The sequence below is a fragment of the Roseateles sp. P2_H4 genome (assembly GCF_056403315.1).
Genome location: NZ_JBFUFR010000005.1, coordinates 65953 through 84993, shown reverse-complemented (window position 1 = coordinate 84993; position 19041 = coordinate 65953). Strand labels below are relative to the sequence as shown.

The 19041-nt window shown below is 68.7% G+C and carries 17 protein-coding genes; 8 read left to right on the top strand and 9 right to left on the bottom strand.

The window, feature by feature from the left end; genetic code table 11:
* Position 1: 1 nt before the first annotated feature.
* The gene (locus AC1DW3_RS05430) at positions 2 to 271 is read right to left on the bottom strand and encodes a hypothetical protein (RefSeq protein ID WP_477929334.1); all 270 of its coding nucleotides are present in this window, start codon (positions 269 to 271) and stop codon (positions 2 to 4) included.
* A 14-nt stretch (positions 272 to 285) separates the two neighbouring features.
* Positions 286 to 2049: a DUF885 domain-containing protein gene (locus tag AC1DW3_RS05425; RefSeq protein WP_477929332.1), complete on the bottom strand. Its 1764-nt coding sequence runs from the start codon at positions 2047 to 2049 to the stop codon at positions 286 to 288.
* 80 nt (positions 2050 to 2129) lie between these two features.
* Between AC1DW3_RS05425 and AC1DW3_RS05420 the strand changes: the two genes are divergently transcribed.
* The 4 genes from AC1DW3_RS05420 (at position 2130) to AC1DW3_RS05405 (ending at position 6598) form a co-directional block, all read left to right on the top strand.
* Entirely contained in the window at positions 2130 to 3080 is a 951-nt protein-coding gene (locus AC1DW3_RS05420; protein ID WP_477929330.1) for a bifunctional helix-turn-helix transcriptional regulator/GNAT family N-acetyltransferase, read from the top strand.
* A 158-nt stretch (positions 3081 to 3238) separates the two neighbouring features.
* Positions 3239 to 5500 carry a putative bifunctional diguanylate cyclase/phosphodiesterase gene (locus AC1DW3_RS05415; RefSeq protein ID WP_477929327.1) on the top strand — a complete coding sequence of 754 codons (2262 nt, stop codon included), beginning with the start codon at positions 3239 to 3241 and terminating at the stop codon, positions 5498 to 5500.
* Positions 5501 to 5510: 10 nt separating this feature from the next.
* Positions 5511 to 5906 (top strand): YchJ family protein, encoded by a 396-nt coding sequence (locus tag AC1DW3_RS05410; protein ID WP_477929325.1) that lies wholly within the window; start codon positions 5511 to 5513, stop codon positions 5904 to 5906.
* Positions 5903 to 6598, top strand: a complete 696-nt coding sequence (locus tag AC1DW3_RS05405; protein WP_477929323.1) for a pseudouridine synthase — start codon at positions 5903 to 5905, stop codon at positions 6596 to 6598. Before AC1DW3_RS05410 ends, AC1DW3_RS05405 begins: the two co-directional genes overlap by 4 nt.
* Here AC1DW3_RS05405 and AC1DW3_RS05400 read toward each other — a convergent pair.
* Positions 6582 to 8531 (bottom strand): hypothetical protein, encoded by a 1950-nt coding sequence (locus AC1DW3_RS05400; RefSeq protein ID WP_477929321.1) that lies wholly within the window; start codon positions 8529 to 8531, stop codon positions 6582 to 6584. The two genes, AC1DW3_RS05405 and AC1DW3_RS05400, sit on opposite strands and share 17 nt — an antisense overlap.
* Positions 8532 to 8685: 154 nt before the next feature.
* Here AC1DW3_RS05400 and AC1DW3_RS05395 point away from each other — a divergent pair, with 154 nt between their 5' ends.
* Positions 8686 to 9687, top strand: coding sequence for a zinc-dependent alcohol dehydrogenase family protein (locus AC1DW3_RS05395; protein WP_477929319.1), 1002 nt, complete (start codon positions 8686 to 8688; stop codon positions 9685 to 9687).
* Entirely contained in the window at positions 9680 to 10477 is a 798-nt protein-coding gene (locus AC1DW3_RS05390; protein ID WP_477929317.1) for an SDR family NAD(P)-dependent oxidoreductase, read from the top strand. The genes AC1DW3_RS05395 and AC1DW3_RS05390 overlap by 8 nt, the downstream gene beginning before the upstream one ends.
* Here AC1DW3_RS05390 and AC1DW3_RS05385 read toward each other — a convergent pair.
* Both AC1DW3_RS05385 and AC1DW3_RS05380 read right to left on the bottom strand, forming a co-directional pair.
* A complete protein-coding gene (locus AC1DW3_RS05385; protein ID WP_477929315.1) occupies positions 10474 to 11220 on the bottom strand; it encodes a substrate-binding periplasmic protein in 747 nt (248 codons plus the stop codon). The two genes, AC1DW3_RS05390 and AC1DW3_RS05385, sit on opposite strands and share 4 nt — an antisense overlap.
* Before the next feature lie 53 nt (positions 11221 to 11273).
* Complete coding sequence (locus tag AC1DW3_RS05380) at positions 11274 to 13202, bottom strand: CocE/NonD family hydrolase (RefSeq protein WP_477929313.1); 1929 nt, start codon at positions 13200 to 13202, stop codon at positions 11274 to 11276.
* A gap of 98 nt (positions 13203 to 13300) precedes the next feature.
* On the opposite strand from AC1DW3_RS05380, the gene AC1DW3_RS05375 reads away from it, so the two are divergent.
* A complete protein-coding gene (locus AC1DW3_RS05375; protein WP_477929311.1) occupies positions 13301 to 14170 on the top strand; it encodes an ADP-polyphosphate phosphotransferase in 870 nt (289 codons plus the stop codon).
* Positions 14171 to 14328: 158 nt separating this feature from the next.
* On the opposite strand, the gene AC1DW3_RS05370 is transcribed toward AC1DW3_RS05375, so the two are convergent.
* Positions 14329 to 15399, bottom strand: coding sequence for a WD40/YVTN/BNR-like repeat-containing protein (locus tag AC1DW3_RS05370; RefSeq protein ID WP_477929309.1), 1071 nt, complete (start codon positions 15397 to 15399; stop codon positions 14329 to 14331).
* Between the two features lie 3 nt (positions 15400 to 15402).
* Complete coding sequence (locus tag AC1DW3_RS05365) at positions 15403 to 15672, bottom strand: MoaD/ThiS family protein (protein ID WP_056198526.1); 270 nt, start codon at positions 15670 to 15672, stop codon at positions 15403 to 15405.
* Positions 15673 to 15761: 89 nt separating this feature from the next.
* Between AC1DW3_RS05365 and rarD the strand changes: the two genes are divergently transcribed.
* Positions 15762 to 16637, top strand: coding sequence for an EamA family transporter RarD (gene rarD / locus AC1DW3_RS05360; RefSeq protein WP_477929306.1), 876 nt, complete (start codon positions 15762 to 15764; stop codon positions 16635 to 16637).
* Here the strand turns inward: rarD and ahpF are convergent.
* Together ahpF and ahpC are read right to left on the bottom strand one after the other, a co-directional pair.
* On the bottom strand, positions 16634 to 18187 hold the full coding sequence (gene ahpF, locus AC1DW3_RS05355; RefSeq protein WP_477929304.1) for an alkyl hydroperoxide reductase subunit F: 1554 nt from the start codon (positions 18185 to 18187) through the stop codon (positions 16634 to 16636). The two genes, rarD and ahpF, sit on opposite strands and share 4 nt — an antisense overlap.
* Before the next feature lie 194 nt (positions 18188 to 18381).
* Positions 18382 to 18945 carry an alkyl hydroperoxide reductase subunit C gene (ahpC, locus tag AC1DW3_RS05350; RefSeq protein ID WP_477929302.1) on the bottom strand — a complete coding sequence of 188 codons (564 nt, stop codon included), beginning with the start codon at positions 18943 to 18945 and terminating at the stop codon, positions 18382 to 18384.
* Positions 18946 to 19041: the final 96 nt, after the last annotated feature.

The following is a 19041-nucleotide window of genomic DNA, read 5'->3' as shown; positions in this document are numbered from 1 at the left end:
TTCAGCGGCCCTTGCGCACCTTGCCGGCCCGGCCGGCCTTGGACCATTCGTAGGCTTCGCCGTCCGGCGTCTTGCCCCCCTCCACGGCCGAGACACCGGGCTTGCCCACGCTCTCGTCCAGTTCGGTCGAGATGCTGACGTGGCGATGCCCCGCCCGGCGCCTGTCCTCGGCCCAGGCCAGGGCCTGGGTCAGTTCCTTGCTGCTGAAAAACTGGCAGACGGGCGCAGCCTCTTCGCCCTCGCTCTCCAGCCAATACACGACGATGCCCAAAACGATCTCCGATCTCAGCGTCCAGCCGCCAGCCTAGCGCCTATCCAGCGATTCACCTCGCGCTCCAGCAGATCCAGCGGCATGGCCCCGCCGCGCAGCACGGCGTCGTGGAAGTCGCGCAGCACGAAGCGAGCACCCAGCTCGCGCTCGGCCCGCTCGCGCAGCGCGCGGATGCGCAGCTCGCCCAGCTTGTAGCCCAGGGCCTGGGCCGGCCAGCCGATGTAGCGATCCACCTCGGTCTCGATGAAACCGGCGCCCAGCGCCGTGTGCTCGCGCAAGTAGGCCACGGCCTGCTCGCGCGTCCAGCCCTTGGCATGCAGGCCGGTGTCGACAACGAGGCGGCAGGCGCGCCAGATCTCGAAGGACAGGCGCCCGAAATGCTCATACGCGTCGCGGTACAGGCCCATCTCCACGCCCAGGTGTTCGGCATAGAGCGCCCAGCCCTCCACATAGGCATTCAGGTCATCCAGGCGCCGGAAAGCCGGCAGGTCATCCCGCTCCTGGGCCAGCGCGATCTGCAGGTGGTGGCCCGGCGCGCCTTCGTGCAGCGTCCAGGCCGTCAGGCTGTAGAGGGGGCTGTGCTCCACCGCATCGGCATTGACCAGCACCGTGCCGGCCACGCCCTGCGTCAGGCTGCCCGGGTTGTAGCCCGAGGACGACTCCTTCATCTCCGGCGCCACGACGCGCACGCCAAAGCTCAGCTGCGGCAGGCGGCGGAAATAGGCTGGCAGCAGCGCATCGACCCGCTTGGCGACATCCCGCGTGCGGCTCACGTAGTCGTCCAGGCTGGCGGCGCGAAAGCGTGGGTCGGCGCGCAGCTGCTCCGAGAAGGCGGCCAGGCTGCCGCTGAAGCCGGTGCTGGCCATGACCTGCCGCATCTCTGCCTCGATGCGAGCCACCTCGCTCAGCCCCAGCGCATGGATGGCCTCGGGCGACATGCGCGTGGAGGCCTGGCGGTGGATCAGATAGGCGTAGTAGGCCGGGCCCTCGGGCAAGGTCGTGATGCCCAGGACCCGGCTGGCCGCCGGCACCACCACGCGCTCGAACAGCTCGGCCATCTCGCGCTCGGCCGGCTTCACCGCGCGCTGCACCAGGGCCAGCCCTTCGGCCTGAAGCTGGGCTCGCAGCGGTTGCGCCAGCGTGGCCGGCAGCTCGGCCAGCGGCTTCATCAGCGCGTGGGCCTCGGCGGGTTGATCTGCTCTTGCCCGCAAGGCCGCCGCCGCGCGCTCGGCGATGAGGCGCGGCCGCACGAAGCCGCTGGCCGCACCGCGCTTCAGGTTGTCGGCCTGCGCGCGGTAGTAGGCCGGGAAGGCGGCGATCTTGGCCAGCCAGGCCCGCGCCTGCGCCTCGTCGCGCAGCACGACGCCGTCGGCCGCGTAATTGGGCACCGTGTAGAAGCCGTCGCCACCGATATAGGGCAGGCGCGACTCGTCGAAGGCCAGGCCTTGCAGATCGAGGTCGACCCGCTCGGCCAGCAAGTCGCGGCTCAATGCGTCCTCGGGCGTCAGCCTGGACTTGCCCAGCGCCACGATGCGGGCCTGCAACTTCAGCAGCCGCTGCCGGCGCTCGGTCAGGGCGGAGGCACTGTCGTCCGGCCAGCGCGCCAATGCGGCGGTATCGCCCACCAGCACGGCGCGCAACGGGTCGGTGGCCCGCAGATGGAGGTCGTAGTCCGCCAGCAGCGTGCGCCAGCCCTGCGGGGCCGACGGCGACGCGGCAACAGCCAGCGGCAGGCCGGCCAGCAAAGGCAGCAGAGCGACTCGGAGGGCTCGAAGCATGCAGGCTCCCGGATTGGCGCCCGGCATCATGGCACGCCAAAATACTTGCCAAAAGCAATCATATTCACCATGATGCACTCATGAGCACCTCGACCCAAGCCCTGGACATCCGCGCCTTCAACCGCTTCTACACGGGCCGCATCGGCGTGTTGGCGCCCAAGCTGCCCGACAGCGAGTTCACGCTGCCTGAGGCCCGGCTGATGTGGGAGCTGGCTCATCACGCGCCCGTCAGCGCGGCCGCGCTGAGCAAGAGCCTGCAACTGGATGCCGGCTATATGAGCCGCCTGCTGCGCGGCTTGAAGAACCGCGGCCTGCTGGCGAGCCAGTCCCACCCCAGCGACGGCCGCCAGACCCTGCTCAAGCTCAGCGCCGCCGGCAAGCGCGCCTTCGTGCCGCTGGACCGCGCGGGCACGGCCAAGGCCGAGGCCATGCTGGCGCCGCTGTCCACGCCGCAACGCCAGGCGCTGCTGGGCTCGATGTCGCGCATCCAGGCCATGCTGGAGCCCGACGCGACAACGCCCGTGGAGTTGCGCGCGCCCCAGCCCGGCGACCTGGGCTGGATCGTCGAGCGGCATGGCGCCTTCTACGCCGCCGAATATGGGCTGGATACCCGCTTCGAGGCCCTCGTGGCCCGCATCTGCGCCGACTACGTCGATCGCTTCCAGCCAGGGCGCGAGGCCTGCTGGATCGCTGCACGTGGCGCCGAGCGGCTGGGCTGCGTGATGCTGGTGCAGGCGCGCAATGAGACTCAAGATGGGGCCACCGGCAAGCCGCGCGCCGGCGTCGCCAAGCTGCGCCTGCTGCTGCTGGAGCCGCATGCACGCGGCCTGGGCCTGGGCAAGCGCCTGGTGCGCCAATGCAGCGACTTCGCGCGCGAGGCGGGCTACAAGCGCATCGAGCTGTGGACGCAGAGCGCACTGAGCGCCGCCCGCGCCATCTACACGGCCGAGGGCTACCGGCTGGTGCACAGCGAGGCCCTGAACAGCTTCGGCCAGGATGTCATCAGCGAGAGCTGGGAGCTGGTCCTCTAGGCGCGCCGCACCACGGGTGTGCGGGCCACCGCACGCTTGAGGTGCCATCAAACCGCGCGCACCCGCACAGTCGTGCGGTTCTGCACATTGCGGATCTGGCATCGCCCTGGCATGCGATTTGCGCTGTGCCGCCCATGACCAGCAATCGGGGAGTCAGCATGCCGGCCGCGGCTATCCAGTTCGGACCGCCGCGACATCTCCCCTCGCCCGCCGCCGCCTGCCCTCAGCATCTGGAGCAGGCCGCCGGTTTCGGCCAATGGTGGTACGACCCGCAGACCGGCGTCACCCATCTGTCGTCCACGGCGGCCGAATACCTCGAGATGCCCAGCCGTTCGGCCAGCGGCCTGGCCACCTGCTTCGGTCATGTCGTCGAGGACGACCTGCCCGAACTGATCCAGCTCTGGACCGGCGCCCAGCCCCAGCGCCCGCTGGACATCCGCGTCGCGGGCCTGGCGCGCGGCCTGCGCTGGCTGCGCGTGACGCCGCTGCCGCCCGACCCGGCGCGGCCGCGCTGGCGCCATGGCCTGCTGCAGGACGTGACAGCCCTCACCCACGCCGCCGTGCGCGAGCGCCTGGGCTATGCGCTGACCGAGTACCTGGTGGGCACCCACACGCTGGAGGACGCGATCAGCAACGTCATCCAGCTGATCTGCCGCAATCTCGGCTGGGAATGGGGCGCCTACTGGAATATGGAAGGCGGCGGCAGCCATCTGCATTGCCGCCACTTCTGGCACCAACCCGACGCGCGGCTGGAGCAGTTCAGCGCGGTCAGCGCGTCGCTGAAGATGGCGCCGGGCGAGGGCCTGGTCGGCCGTGTCTGGGCCACCGGCCAGGCCGAATGGGTGGAGGACATGAGCACCGACCCGCGCTTCCTGCGCCGCGGCAGCGCCCAGATGTGCGGTTTGTGGTCGGGCTATGTCTTCCCGGTCACCTATGTGTCGGAGAACGGCGAGCGCCACCGCCCCGGCGTGCTGGAGTTCTACAGCAGCCTGGCCCGCCAGCCCGAGGCCCAGCTGCCCAAGGTCTCGGCCACCATCGGCGCCTTGATCGCCCAGACCGCCCAGCGCCTGGAGACCGAGGCCGTCATCCACCGCCTGGCCCAGGTCGACGAGATGACCGAGCTGGACAACCGCGCCCATTTCTACGCCCAGCTGAATCGCCATTGCGCGCTGAGCCATCACCAGGGCCGCCGCTTTGCGCTGATGTTCATCGACCTGGACCGCTTCAAGCCCATCAACGACGCCTTCGGCCACGAGGCCGGCAATGCGGTGTTGCAGGAGTTCGCAAAACGGCTGCGCAAGCTGGCGCCGCCGCCGGCCCGCGTCGGCCGCCTGGGCGGCGACGAGTTCGCCATCCTGGTGCCCGACAGCGGCGCCGAGGAGGCGCTGGCGACCCTGGTGGACGCCGTGCTCGCCGCGGCCAACCGCCCCTTCGGCTATGAGGGCGTGGCGCTGACCGTGTCGGCCAGCATCGGCGTCAGCCGCTTCCCCGAGAACGGCCAGAGCGGCCCGGAGCTGCTGCGCAGCGCCGATGCGGCCATGTACCGCGTCAAGCAGAACGGCCGCAACGGCAGCAATGTGTTCTCGACCAGCAGCCCCGACACCCTGGCCCAGCAGCGCGCCAAGCTGGCCCAGCGCCTGGCCATCGAGACCGAGCTGCACGAGGCGCTGCAGACGGAACAGCTGCGCCTGGTCTACCAGCCCATCGTCGACATCGCCTCGGGTGCGCTGCATGGCGTGGAGGCGCTGCTGCGCTGGCACAAGCCCGACGGCACGACGGTGCCACCCGATGTCTTCATCCCCATCGCCGAGCAGAGCGACCTCATCGTCGACATCGGCCGCTGGGTGCTGGGCCAGACGCTGCGCGACCTCGCCTCGCTGAAAGGGGGCGTGCTGGAGAAGCTCAAGATCCACGTCAACATGGCGGCGTCCGAATTCACCAGCAACGCCCTGCCCGAGATGCTCAGGGCCATGTCGGCCGGACTCGAGGTGCCGCCCTCGCAAGTCGTGCTGGAGCTGACCGAAGGCATGCTGATGCGCCAGCCCGAGCAGGTGAAACGCGTCATGCATCAGCTGCGCGACATCGGTTTCGAGATCTCGCTGGACGACTTCGGCATGGGCCACTCGTCGCTGGCCATGCTGAAAAGCCTGCCCATCAGCTCGTTGAAGATCGACCGCAGCTTCGTGCGCGACCTGCCCACTGGCGACCGCGACCGCGCCATCGCCCAGACCATCGTCGACCTCGGCCGGCATCTGCAGCTGGAGGTCATCGCCGAAGGCATCGAGAGTGCGGAACAGCTTGAAGTGCTGAGCGCATGCGGCTGCGGCTTCGGCCAGGGCTGGCTGCTGGGGCGGCCGCTGCCGCTGGCGGGACTGATCGAGGCCTTTCCGGACGGCCACTCGGGAGGAGCCAAGCGCTAGAGTGCCGGGCATGGACATGCCCTGCCCCTGCGGTCGCTCTGCCACCTACGCCACCTGCTGTGGCCCCTTGCATCAAGCCTTTGCGGCAAGCAGTGGCCTGACCGCCGCCACGCCCGAGGCGCTGATGCGCTCGCGCTACTCGGCCTTTGTGCTGGACCTGCGCGACTATCTGCTCGCCAGTTGGCATGCCAGCACCCGCCCCACCGAACTGGAGCCGCCCGAGCCTGGGCTGAAGTGGCTGGGCCTCGACGTGAAGCGCGCCGCCATGCAGGACGCCGACCATGGCACGGTCGAGTTCGTGGCGCGCAGCAAGCTCGGCGGCCGCGCGCATCGCCTGCACGAGGTCAGCCGCTTCGTGCGCGAGAACGGCGAGTGGCTCTACGTCGATGGTGACCTGAAAAATTGACTCTGACCCTGCTTTATCAGGACGAGCACCTCGTCGCCATCGACAAGCCGGCGGGCCTGCTCGTGCACCGCACCCAGCTCGCTGCGGGCGAGGACGAGGCCGCGCTGCAATTGCTGCGCGACCAGCTCGGCCGCACGGTCTGGCCGGTGCATAGACTGGACCGCGGCACCTCGGGCGTGCTGCTGTTCGCGCTGTCGGCCGAGATCGCGTCGCTGCTGGGCGCGATGTTCGAGCAAGGGCGGATGGACAAGCGCTATCTGGCTCTCGTGCGCGGCTGGCCGGGCGACGATGAAGGTCTCATCGATCACCCGCTGGCCCGAGATCCCGAGCTGCCGTCGGCGGGGCAGCCCATGCTGGAAGCACGGACCCGCTGGCGGCTGCTGCAGCGCCTTGAATGGCCGCTCGTCACCGACCCGCGCTTCGCGACGACTCGCGTCGCTCTGCTCGAAGCCGAACCGCTGCAAGGCCGCCGCCACCAGATCCGCCGCCACCTGAAGCACATCGCCCACCCCATCCTGGGTGACGCGACCCACGGCAAGGGGCCGCTGAACCGGGCCGTCGCAACCCTCCTCGGCTTGCAGCGGTTGTGGCTGCATGCGCGCGAGCTCAGGTTGATTCACCCGGTCACCGGCACGGCGCTGGTGCTCGAAGCCGCGCCTGGCCCCGACTGGCCGTCTAGCGGTGCCAGATGACGACGGGGATCATCAGGCCGTCGGTGGTCGTCAGGATCAGTGAATGCTTGTCAAAGACGATGGCGGCCGTCATCGGACGCAGGTCGGGGATGCGCATGCGCGCGGTGGCCTTCATGTCAGAGGTCGGTGAGCCGCTCCCGACCTTCATCAGGCGAACGTCCAGGTGGTAGCGCTGGAGCTGCTCATCGAAGTACACCACGCCGTGCACCGGCTCCGCATAGACCCAGTTGCCCTTGTAGCCGGTCATTCGCTGCGCGTTCAGTCCGCCGCTCCTGTCCATGAGGCCGGGTAGCGACGCATTGAGCAGCGAAGTCACGTCATATGCCACCCCGAGCATTGCGCCGTTGCTGTCCAGGCGCACCCCATGCGTGCGGTTGCAGGAGCACGCCGTCGTATAGCCCCACCAAAGGGCGTGCGGCCCCGTCCCGTCATCGAACAGCGTGAAGCCGTCCATGAAGGTCGTGGCATCCACCACCGGCGCCGCCGACACGCGGCCATCGGGCGCCACGCGCGCGACATGCTGGTCCACACCATCCCGCCAACTCAGCAGCAGACCGTCAGGCTGCGCCACCGCCTGCAGCGTGTCCGCATAGCCTCGGCTGCCCAGCGGAATCCAGATCTCACCACCAACCAACTCCTGACCATCGTGGCGACGCACGACGGCGACACGCTGGCCGACGCCCGTGCCGCTCACGTCGCGGCTGGCAAACCAATAGGCCCACAGGACGCCGCTGCCCTCAGCCCACGCGAAGCGGGGCGTCTGCTTATCCTCGCTGCGCGGAGCGAGTTGCAGGGGATCGAAGCTGCTGTAGGGCGCGGCCTCGGGCTTGCCGTCCGCGGCCAGCCGGTGCAGGTCGTAGCGCACGCCATCGGTGACGACGGTCACGCGGCGCATGGCCCAGGTGGTCCCGCCCGTCTGGCCCAGCAGGCTGACATCGGGGAAGGCATGGAAGGCCATGGGGCGGCCGTAGGGGTCCACCAGGCGCAGCCCGCGCGGCTCGGCCAGCAGCAGGCCGGCGGGAAGCTTCAGCGTGGCCGCGAAGTCCGCGCTGGGCACTGGCCAGTCTTCTGCGAAGAACATCGGCGTGTAGCCAATGCCCGCATCGCCGTGGGCATAGCCCACCAAGGTGCGATCGTTGTCCAGCAAGAAGCTGCAGCAGCTGCCAGCCGTCGCCTCGCGGACGATACCCACCTGCGGCGCATACCAGGTGCTGACCTGGGTCGTCGTGGACTGCGCCGCGCCGCCACCGCTGGGCTGGAAGCGCACCACCGTGGTCGTGTCCACGCGCACCGCCGTCATGGGCTCGGCGAGCCAGGTCAGGGTGACCGGCTCATTGCCGACGACGGTGCGCCAGATGGCCACATCGGCCGGGTCGATCTTGCCGTCGCCATCGACATCGCGGCCGCTCTGCTCGATGCGCTGGTCCAGCACGACGATCTGCTCGTTCACCCGCACCGGCGAGCGCAGCTCGAAGCTGTCGTAGGCGACGGGCGTCGCGGCGGGCGTCAGCCGATAGCTGCCGCTGGCGCGGACATGGCCCTGGGCATTGACGCTCACGGCGGCGGTCAACGGCCGCGTGGGCAACTCCTGCGACATCACCTCGACCAGCCCGCCGTCGCTGGCCTTTCTTTGCCCCACTTCCATCAGTTCCAGCCCCTTGCCGAGGAAGGCCCGATAGCGATAGTGCCAGCGGGCGCCGTCCTCCATGGGCCTCAGCACGGCGGCCTGCTCCTGCAGCACGGCACCGAGAGCACTCGGGGCCGGCACCATGCCCGTCGGCACAGGTGCTGGGGCGGGAGCCGGTGCAGGCGCCGGAGCGGGAACCGGTGCTGGCGCTGGCGATCCCCCGCCGCCACCACCACCGCAGGCCGTCATCAATGCCGTCACCACGGCCACGGCAATGCCTGCGGCCTTCCTTTGCTGGAAGGTCATACCCCTCTCCCTGCCCTGTTGTCTTGTTCGAGGCGCGCAGCATAAGGGTGAGCCTGGCCAGGGCTAACCGCCGAGCCACGGGGTTGCGTCCGCGACAGCGCGCAAATCCGGTTGGGATCAGAATCGACCGTTCCATTCAAAACAGGAGACCGGCATGACGATCCAGGGCATCAAGTCGCTTTACGAACAACGCGGCCCGGTGCCGCAGGACGTCATCGGCGCGGTGCCGTTCGACGTGCCCGCGCCGACGGCGGGCCAGGCGGTCGTGGCCGTACTGGCCGCGCCGATCAACCCTTCCGACGTACTGATGCTGACCGGGGGCTACGGCATCCTGCCGCCGCTGCCGGCCGTGGGCGGCAGCGAGGGCGTGGGCCGCGTCGTGGCCGTCGGCGAGGGCGTGAGTCACTTGAAGGAAGGCCAGACCGTGCTGCTGCCCGCCGGCAGCGGCACCTGGGCCAGCCACCTCGTCGCCGACGCCAAGCGCCTCGTGCCGCTGCCGCCAGGGGCCGACGCACAGCAGCTGTCCATGCTGACGGTCAACCCGGCCACGGCCTCGCTGATGCTGTCGGAGTTCGTCACGCTGCAACCAGGCGACTGGGTCATCCAGAACGTCGCCAACTCCGGCGTCGGCGGCTATCTGACCCAGCTCGCCAAGCTGCGCGGCCTGCGCACCGTCAACATCGTGCGGCGCGAGGGCGCGGCGGCGGCCGTGAAGGCCGATGGTGGCGACGTCGTGCTGGTGGACGGCGACGACCTCAGCAAGCGCGTGAAGGACGCCGTGTCGGGCGCGCCGATTCGCCTCGGCATCGACGCCGTCGGCGGCAAGGCGACCAACCGGCTGGCCATGTGCATTGCCGAGGGCGGCACCGTCGTCAACTACGGGCTGATGAGCGGCGAGCCCTGCGTCGTGTCACCGCAGTCCTTCGTCTTCAACGACCTGACCTTGCGCGGCTTCTGGCTGGCCAAGTGGTTCAAAGTGGCCTCGCGCGAAGCGCAGATGGCGCTGTACGGCGAGCTGACCAAGCTCATCGCCACCGGCCAGTTGAAGGCGCGCATTCACGCGACTTACCCGGTCGAGCAGATCAAGGAGGCCATCGCCGCGGCAGCAACCGGCGAGCGCGACGGCAAGATCCTGGTCGTCCCCCAGCATGGCTGACATCGCCCTCATCACCGGCGCGTCCTCGGGCATCGGCGAGGCGTTGGCGCATCGCTTCGCGCGCGCCGGCCACGACCTCGTGCTGGTGGCGCGCAGCGAGGACAAGCTCAAGGCCCTGGCGAAAACCTTGGCGGCGGAGCACGGCATCAAGGCCTGGGCCGTACCGGCCGACCTCAGCCAGGCCGGTGCCGCCGAACGCCTGGCCGCTGCCATGAAGCGCTCGCGCCGGCGCATCGACGTGCTCGTCAACAACGCCGGCGTGCTCGAGCATGGCGAGTTCACGGCCATGCGCGCCAGCCGCCACCGCGAGCTGATCGACCTGAACGTGACCTCCTTGAGCGAGATGCTCGCCCACTTCCTGCCGCCCATGCGCGCGCGGGGCGCGGGCCGGGTGCTGAATGTCGCGTCCATTGCGGCCTTCCAGCCCATCCCGATGCTGGCGACCTATGCAGCGACCAAGGCCTATGTGCTGTCGCTGACCGAGTCGCTGTCCGAGGAGCTGCAGGGCACCGGCGTGACCATCACGGCGCTCTGCCCCGGCATCACGGCCACGTCGATGCTGGACCAGGCCCAGGCCGGCAGCAGCGAGCTCGGCGCCCTGCCCGGCTTCGTCATCGGCACGGCCGAGGCGGTGGCCAACGAGGGCTTCGAGGCCTGCATGGCGGGCGAGGTCATCCGCGTGCCCGGCGTGCTGAACCTGGCGGCGACGCTGGCCGGACGCAGCACGCCGCGCTGGCTGGTCCGGCGGGTGACGGGTGCCTTCGCACGCCGGCTCAAGCCCAAGGGCTAGCGCCGGGGCTCACCCAGCCAGCGGCTGCGGATGCGCTGCAGCTCGCCGCGCGCCTCCAGCCGCTGGATGGCTTTGTTGAAGGCGCGCAGATCGGCCTCGGTCAGGGACTTGCGGCTGAGCTTGTAGGTGACGGCGTCGCGCAGCACGTGCATGGGCAACTCGATGAGGGGCACGTCGGCCGCGCGTGCGGCAAAGGCGATGGCGACGCTGTCGCCGAGCAGCACATCGCCATGGCCGGCCTGCATCAGCTGCACGCCCTTGGCGTATTCCTCGAACAGGGTCAGCAGGCCGCGCGCCTTGAAGTCGTTGATGATGGGCACGCTGGCCGGGCCGCGATGCGTGACCAGGCGCAGCCTGGCGCGCAACAACTCCTCCAGCGAGCGCGCGTCCATGCGCGCTTCGTCGGCACGCATGAAGGCGCCAAAGACTTCCTCGCGGTAGGGCCGCGTGTACCAGGCGGCGTCGCCCGGCCTGGGCGTCGCGGCAATCAGCAGGTCCAGCTCGCCGGCCACCAGCATCGGCAGGCGGCGGTTGCGGGGCACCTCACGCACATAGCTGATGCGGCAGCCTGCCTCCTTGGCGACGGCGGCCAGCAGCTCGGTCTCCAGGCCGGTGTGCTGACCATCGGCCATGAAGGAATAGGGTCGCCAGTCCTCGAAGGGCACGCGCAGCGGCCGCGTGCAGGCGGCCTGCGCCAGCAGCGGGGCAGACAGCATCAGCGCAAGCAGCAGTCGTCGGAACATCTCGGCCTTGGGCGGTGACCGCCAGCGGCCGAGAATAGTCCCGCGCCGCGGCATCAACGCGCTTCCAGCACCTTGAGTTCCAGCCCCGAAGCCTGGCCCTGCCAGCGGTAGAGCTTCTGCGTCGCGGCCCGGAAATCCTCGGGCCGGGCGCTGCGGATGGGCACGAAGGTCTGCGGATTGCGGTCGATGAGCGGGAACCAGCTGCTCTGCAGCTGCACCATGATGCGGTGGCCGCGGCGGAAGCTGTGGTTGATGTCCTGCAGCTCGACGCGCAGCTCCTCGACCCGGTCCGGCACCATGGCCTCGGGGGCCTCGAAGCTCTTGCGGAAGCGGCCGCGCAATGGGTCGCCGCGCACGAGTTGCTGGTAGCCGCCGAGGGGGCTTTCCGGCGGCTCGACGTCCTCGGTGCGCGCCTTGCGCTTCTTCGCGGCCTCGTCCTCCAGTTCGGCGGGGTAGACGTCGATGAGCTTGACGACCCAGTCGGCGTCGCTGCCCGACGTCGATGCGAACAGCCGCGCGACGATGGGGCCGACGACGGTGACGTCATCCTCCAGCACCTCGCTGCTGAAGGTCAGCACGTCGGGCCGGGTGGCCGCGAAGCGCTGGTCGCTGACCATGTATTCCTGCGGCACGCCGAGCGTCGCGTAGCCGACGTAGGGCACCGGCTTCGTTGGGTCGCTGACCCAGCTGTCGAACTCGGGCTGCGTGGCCGCCGGCGGCGTGAAGCTGAGCTTGCCGCCGGCCGCGAAGTAGAGGGTGCGGGCCTTGGCCTGCTGGGGCGGCCAGGCGTCGTAGCGGCGCCAGACATTGGTGCCGGTCTCGAAGACGGTGGCCTTGGCAATCGGCGCCTTGGGCGCGACCTCACGCAGATGCTGCTCGAAGAAGGGCAGCAGCACGTCCTTCTGGAACTGCTCGGCGGTGGCCTGGCGGAACTGCACACGGCCCAGTTGGCGGCCCGGCGCGCCGACCCAGCCGCCATGCACCCAGGGGCCTATGACGAGGCGGTTGTCGGTCGCCGGGCTCTGCCTGGCGATGGCGCGGAAGGTCGCGAACGGGCCGGCCAGATCCTCGGCGTCGAACCACCCGCCCACCGTCAGCATGGCGGCGCGGATGTTCTTCAGATGCGGCAGGATGGCGCGCGAGGTCCAGAACTCGTCGTAGCGGTCATGCTCCAGCTGCACGTCGAAGTAGGGGTTGGGGCCGCCGTCCCTGGCCAGGCGGCGCGACAGCGCGTCGAGGTTGCCGTGCTGCAGGAAGAAGTCGTAGCCGTCCAGCGTGCCCCAGTCGAACTGCGGCCAATGCTTGGGCGGCGGCACCGGGGCATCCTGGGGCTTGAACCCTGTGTAGAAGCCGAAGTTGGCGGCCAGCATGAAGGCGCCGCCGTGGTAGCTGTCGTCGCCCTTGAAGAGGTCGCCGATGGGCGCCTGCGGCGAGGCCGCCTTGATGGCCGGATGCGAGTCGATGACCGAGGCCGCGGCATAGTAGCCCGGGTAGGAAATGCCCCAAAGGCCGACGCGGCCGTTGTGGCCAGGCACATGGTCGAGCAGCCATTGCACGCTGTCGTGAGTGTCCGAGCTCTCGTCGAATTCCGACCTCAGCGTCTTGGCGGGCTGGTGCGGCGTCATCTCGATGAAGTGGCCCTCGGACAGGTTGCGGCCCCGCACGTCCTGGCAGACGAAGATGTAGCCGGCCTTCAGGAAGTCCTCGTTGGGCGCCAGGCCCTTGACGCCATCGCGGTCCACGCCATAGGGGCCGCAGCCATAGGGCGTGCGCACCATCAGCAGTGGGTAGCGGCGGCTCTGGTCCTTGGGGACATAGACGGCGGTGAAGAGCTTCTTGCCATCGCGCACCGGCACGCGGTACTCGTACTTGGTGTAGTGCTCACGCGGCTCGTAGGCCGGCGGCTTGCTGTCTTCGTCGGCGGCTTGGACGACTGAACCGGTCAGGCCCAGCAGCAGGAGGAAGGAGGCGCGCAGCAGCATCGTCGACGACAGCGGAGTGACGGAGGGGCGAAGTCTGACACCGACTCGCGGCGGGGGACGTTAGTCTGGGCACCCGCCAGCTTGCAGGAAACCCCACCATGACGATCGACACCGAGGCCTATCGCGTCCTGCCCGATCAGAAGATCAAGCTCAAGCACTGGGCGACCCGCGTGGACCCGCTGTACAGCGACAAACGCGACTACGAGCAGCAGCTGGGCGCCCAGGTCGAGCGCTTGAGCGAGCTGCAAAACCTGCTCTACGCCCACAACCGCTACTCGCTGCTGCTGATCTTCCAGGCCATGGACGCGGCGGGCAAGGACGGCGTCATCAAGCATGTGATGTCGGGCGTGAACCCGCAGGGCTGCCAGGTGTTCAGCTTCAAGCACCCCAGCGCGCTGGAGCTGGACCACGATTTCCTGTGGCGCACGACGCAATGCCTGCCSGAGCGCGGSCGCATCGGCATCTTCAACCGCTCCTAYTACGAGGAGGTGCTGATCGTGCGCGTGCACCCGGAGATCCTGAAGGCGCAACTGCTGCCCAAGGACACGGCGCGCGCGCCGGCGATCTGGCCGGAGCGCTATGCCTCCATCAACAACCTCGAACAGCATCTGCACCGCAACGGCACGCGGGTGCTGAAGTTCTTCCTGCACCTGTCCAAGGAGGAGCAGCGCCAGCGTTTCCTCGCGCGGCTGGACGACCCGGCCAAGAACTGGAAGTTCACGTCAGACGACATGGCCGAGCGCGAGCTGTGGCCCAAATACATGCAGGCCTATGGCGACATGCTGGGCGCCACGAGCAGCGAAGAGGCGCCCTGGCATGTGGTGCCGGCGGACGACAAGCGCAATGCGCGTCTCATCGTCTCGCAGGTCATAGGCGACACGCTGAAGGCGCTGAAGATGAGCTATCCCGAACCCACGCTGGATGCGGCCGAACTGGCCGCCATCAAGAAGAGGCTCAGTCGGGCTTGACGTCGGGGTGCGTATTTCGGGCCGAGCGCTGGGCCGCTCCCGAGCCGGCCCGCCTGGCGACGCTTGCGGCTCGATGCCGCAAGCATCTGCGTCCCCTCGGGGGACCGGCTGGGCTCGCCCGCGTTCAGCGGGGCGAGAACGGACGAGGGGTCAACATTTCAGCCGAACTTGACCGCGTAGACCGGCGGCAGGTGGGCCGACACGGCCTGCCAGCTGTCGCCGGCATCGCCGCTGGCCCACAGGCCGCCGGTGGTCGAGCCCATCATCAGCTGCTCGCCGGCGTCGTCCACCGCCAGGCCGTGGCGGAAGATCAGGTCGTAGCAGTGCTGCTGCGGCAGGCCGGTGCGGAGCACGTCGAAGCTCTTGCCGCCATCGCGGGTACGGGTCACGCACAAGGCGCCGTCGACGGGGATACGACGCTCGTCCTTGACGGCCGGCACGAACCAGGCGGTCTGCGGGTCGGCCGGGTGCGCGGCGACAGCAAACCCGAAGCTCGATGGCTGGGCCTGCAGCTCTTCCCAGGTCGCGCCGTTGTCGCTGCTGCGAAAGATGCCGCAGTGGTGCTGGCACCAGAGCACATCGGGCTCGGCGCGGCAGCGGGCGATCAGGTGCGGGTCCTGCGAGTTCTCGTCGCCGGCCAGTTCGGGGGGCATGAAGTCGGCCCGCATGCCCTTGGCGCGCAGGCCCCAGCTGTCGCCGCCATCGGTGGTGCGCCAGGCGCCGCCGCAGGAGACGCCGACCAGCAGTTCGTCGGCGTTTGAAGGATGGGGGCAGATGGAATGCAGGGCCGGCGCCGGATTGCCGCCGCCCATCCACTGCAGGCGGCGCGGGTCCTGCCACAGCGCCTCGCTGAGCTGCCAGCTCTCGCCGCGGTCGCGGCTGACGAAGAGGCCGCCGGGGATGCTGCCGCACCAGATGGCGTCCCCTGAGCGCTCCAGCGAGAACACCTGCTCCAGCTTCCAGGCCGGACCTTCCGAGCCCTCCGGTTGGGTCGGGAAACTCGGCGCCGCCACCTCGCGCCAGGTCTTGCCGGCGTCGTCGCTGGCCTGCAGCTTGGCTCCGAAGTGGCCCAGGTTGAGGCCGGCCAGCATGAAGCCCGAGGCGTCGGGCGGCAACAGCATGGTGACCGGGTCGGCCACGAAGCTGAGGTTCTCGATATGCCAGGCGCCCGCACGGCGGCGCAACTCGAAAAGGCCTTTGCGGGTCGCGGCCCAGGCGCGGTCAGTCATGGTTCAACCTCCGGATAAAGCTTGCAGGACATGGATGCGACTGTCCGACCGCAGCGGGTCGCTCAGGCCGCGCAGGTCGCGCGCCCGTTTGCCGTCGATGAAGACGACCACGTTGACGCGCAGATGGCCCTGCTCGTCGAGGATGTAGCCCCGCAGCCGCGGCTGCTCGGCAAAGGCGGCATGCAGGGCTTCGCCCAGCGTGGATGCCTCGCACTGGCAGGACGGCGCATCGACGAAGCGCCTCAACTGGGGAGTGAATTCGACAAGGGCCATGGATGCACGACGAACGACGTCCATCGAATTCGACGACCTCGTATCCCTCAAATATCCCCGGGCTTACCCGCACGGACAGAATGCGGCCGATGAATTCCGGTGTCCTCTTCGCCCTCGGCGCCTATCTGAGCTGGGGGTTGTTCCCGCTCTATTTCCGCCAGATCGCTGCCATCCCCGCGCTGCAGATCGTCGCCCACCGCACGCTGTGGTCACTGGCCTTCGTGGCCGTCGTGCTGCTGGTGACGCGCAATCTCTCCTGGCTGAAGCAGGTCAGCGCGGCGACCTGGCGGCGCTTTGCACTGTCGGCCACGCTGATCGCCATCAACTGGCTGACCTATGTCTGGGCCGTGGGCAACGGCCATGTCATCGACGCCAGCCTGGGCTACTTCATCAACCCGCTGGTCAATGTGGCGCTGGGCTTTGCGGTGCTGCACGAGCGGCCGCGGCCCATCCAGTGGCTGGCCGTGGGCCTGGCGGCCTTCGGCGTGCTGTGGCTGACGGTGGCCGGCGGCAAGCTGCCCTGGGTGGCCCTGGTGCTGGCGGTCAGCTTCGGCCTCTATGGCCTGATGCGCAAGACGGCGGCCCTGGGCGCCATCGAGGGGCTGACGCTGGAAACGCTGATCCTCGCGCCACTGGCGGCGGTTGGGTTGATCTGGTGGTCGCAGGACGGCAGCATGGCCGGCCAGACGGCGGTGGACTGGGCCTGGCTGATCGGCACCGGGCCGGTCACGGCCGGCAGCCTGCTGCTGTTCGCGGCCGGCGCGCGGCGCCTGCCACTGGCCACGCTGGGCATCGTGCAGTACGTGTCGCCGTCGCTGCAGTTCCTGCTCGGCGTCTTCCTGTTCAAGGAGCCGATGGACGGGACGCGGCTGATCGCCTTCGGATGCATCTGGGCTGCGTTGGCGGTCTACAGCGCGGAGGGTCTGTGGCAGACCCGCCGCGTCCTGACCGTCAAGCCGGCCTAGCTCCGCATCAGGAAGTCGAAGGCGCCCAAGGCCGCCTTTGCACCATCACCGGCGGCGATGATGATCTGCTTGAAGGGCACGGTCGTCACGTCGCCGGCGGCGAACACGCCGGGCAGCGAAGTGGCGCCCTTGGCGTCCACGATGATCTCGCCGTGCTTGCTGAGCTCCAGCGTGCCGCGCAGCCATTCGGTGTTGGGCACCAGGCCGATCTGCACGAAGCAACCTTCCACCTCGACACGCTTGCCTTCGCCACTGATGCGGTCCGTGTAGTTCAGGCCGTCGAGCTTGCCGTTGGTGCCGGTGAACTCGGTCGTCTGCGCGTTGACGATGATGGTGACGTTGGGCAGGCTCTGCAGCTTCTTGACCAGCACCGCGTCGGCGCGCAACTCGGCACCGAACTCGACCAGCGTCACGTGCTTGACGATGCCGGCCAGGTCGATGGCCGCCTCGACGCCCGAGTTGCCGCCACCGATGACGGCCACCGGCTTGCCCTTGAACAGCGGGCCGTCGCAGTGCGGGCAGTAGGCCACGCCTTTGTTCTTGTACTCGGCTTCGCCGGGCACGCCGACGTTGCGCCAGCGCGCGCCGGTGGACAGGATGACGGTCTTGCCCTTGAGCTTGGCGCCGTTGGCCAGTTCCACCTCGACGAAACCGCCGGGCTGAGCGGCCGGCGTCAGTTTCTCGGCGCGCTGCAGGTTGTGGATGTCGACCTGGTAGTCCTTGACGTGGCCTTCCAGCGCGGCGGCGAACTTGGGGCCGTCGGTGACGGAGACCGAGATGTAGTTCTCGATGCCCAGCGTGTCGTTGACCTGGCCGCCGAAGCGCTCGGCCGCCACGCCGGTGCGGATGCCCTTGCGGGCCGCGTAGACGGCCGCCGCAGCGCCGGCAGGGCCGCCGCCGATGATGAGCATGTCGTAGGGCTCTTCTGAATCCAGCTTCTTCGCGTCACGCGCGGCAGCGCCGGTGTCGAGCTTGGCGACGATCTCCTCCAGGCTCACGCGGCCGGAGACGAAGTGCTCGCCGTTGAGATAGACGCTGGGCACGGCCATGATCTCGCGCGCCTCGACCTCGCTCTGGAACAGGCCGCCGTCGATGACGGTGGTGCGGATGCGCGGATTGACGATGGACATCAGCGCCAGCGCCTGCACGACGTCGGGGCAGTTGTGGCAGGTCAGGCTCATGTAGATCTCGAAGTCGAGATCCCTGTCCAGCGCCTTGACGGCGTCGATCTGCGCCTGCTCGACCTTGGGCGGATGGCCGCCGGTCCACAGCAGTGCCAGCACGAGGGACGTGAACTCATGGCCGAGCGGGATGGCGGCGAAGCGCAGCGATTGCTCGGTGCCGGTGCGGCGCAGCAGGAAGGACGGGGTGCGGGTGTCGACACCATCGGCGCGGAACGAGATCTTGTCGTTCATGCCGGCGATCTCTTCGAGCAGTTCGCGCATCTCGTCGCTGGACTTGGAGTTGTCCAGCGTGGCAATGATTTCGAAGGGGAGCTTGACGTGGTCCAGGTAGCCCTGGAGCTGGGTCTTCAGTGCGGCGTCCAACATGGTGGGGTCATCCTTTCAGTGAGGCGTGGCGAGGCGGGCCACTGCTGAAAGGGTCCCCGCGTTGGAGGCCCTTTCAGCAGAACCTGTGAGGCTCTGCGGAGGGAAGGAGCCCTCCCGGGCTCCCCAAGCTAGTCATCTGGATCAGTTGGGGTCGGAGCTTGCCGCTACGCAGCAAGGTCCAACCCGCAAGGTCATCAGATTTTGCCGACCAGGTCCAGGGACGGGGCGATCGTGGCAGCGCCTTCCTTCCACTTGGCCGGGCAGACCTGGCCAGGATGGGCGGCGGTGTACTGGGCGGCCTTCAGCTTGCGCAGCGTTTCCGACACGTCACGGGCGATCTCGTTGGAGTGGATCTCGGCGGTCTTGATGACGCCGTCCGGGTTGATGACGAAGGTGCCGCGCAGCGCCAGGCCTTCTTCGGGGATGTGCACGCCGAAGGCATTGGTCAGCGTGTGGGTCGGGTCGCCCACCAGCGGGAACTTGGCCTTGCCGACGGCCGGCGAGGTCTCGTGCCAGACCTTGTGCGAGAAGTGCGTGTCGGTCGTGACGATGTAGACCTCGGCGCCCATCTTCTGGAACTCGGCGTAGCTGTCGGCCGCGTCTTCGACTTCGGTCGGGCAGTTGAAGGTGAAGGCGGCCGGCATGAAGATCAGCACGGACCACTTGCCCTTCAGGGATTCGTCGCTAACGGTGATGAACTTGCCGTTGTGGAAGGCTTCGGTCTTGAAGGGCTGGACTTGGGTGTTGATCAGGGACATTTGAGAAAAGCTCCAGTGGGGGCTGGGTTGATGGGATAGGCATAACTATATCGGCAACACGTTTTCAGTAGAAAACATTTATCAAATCGCCGTCAT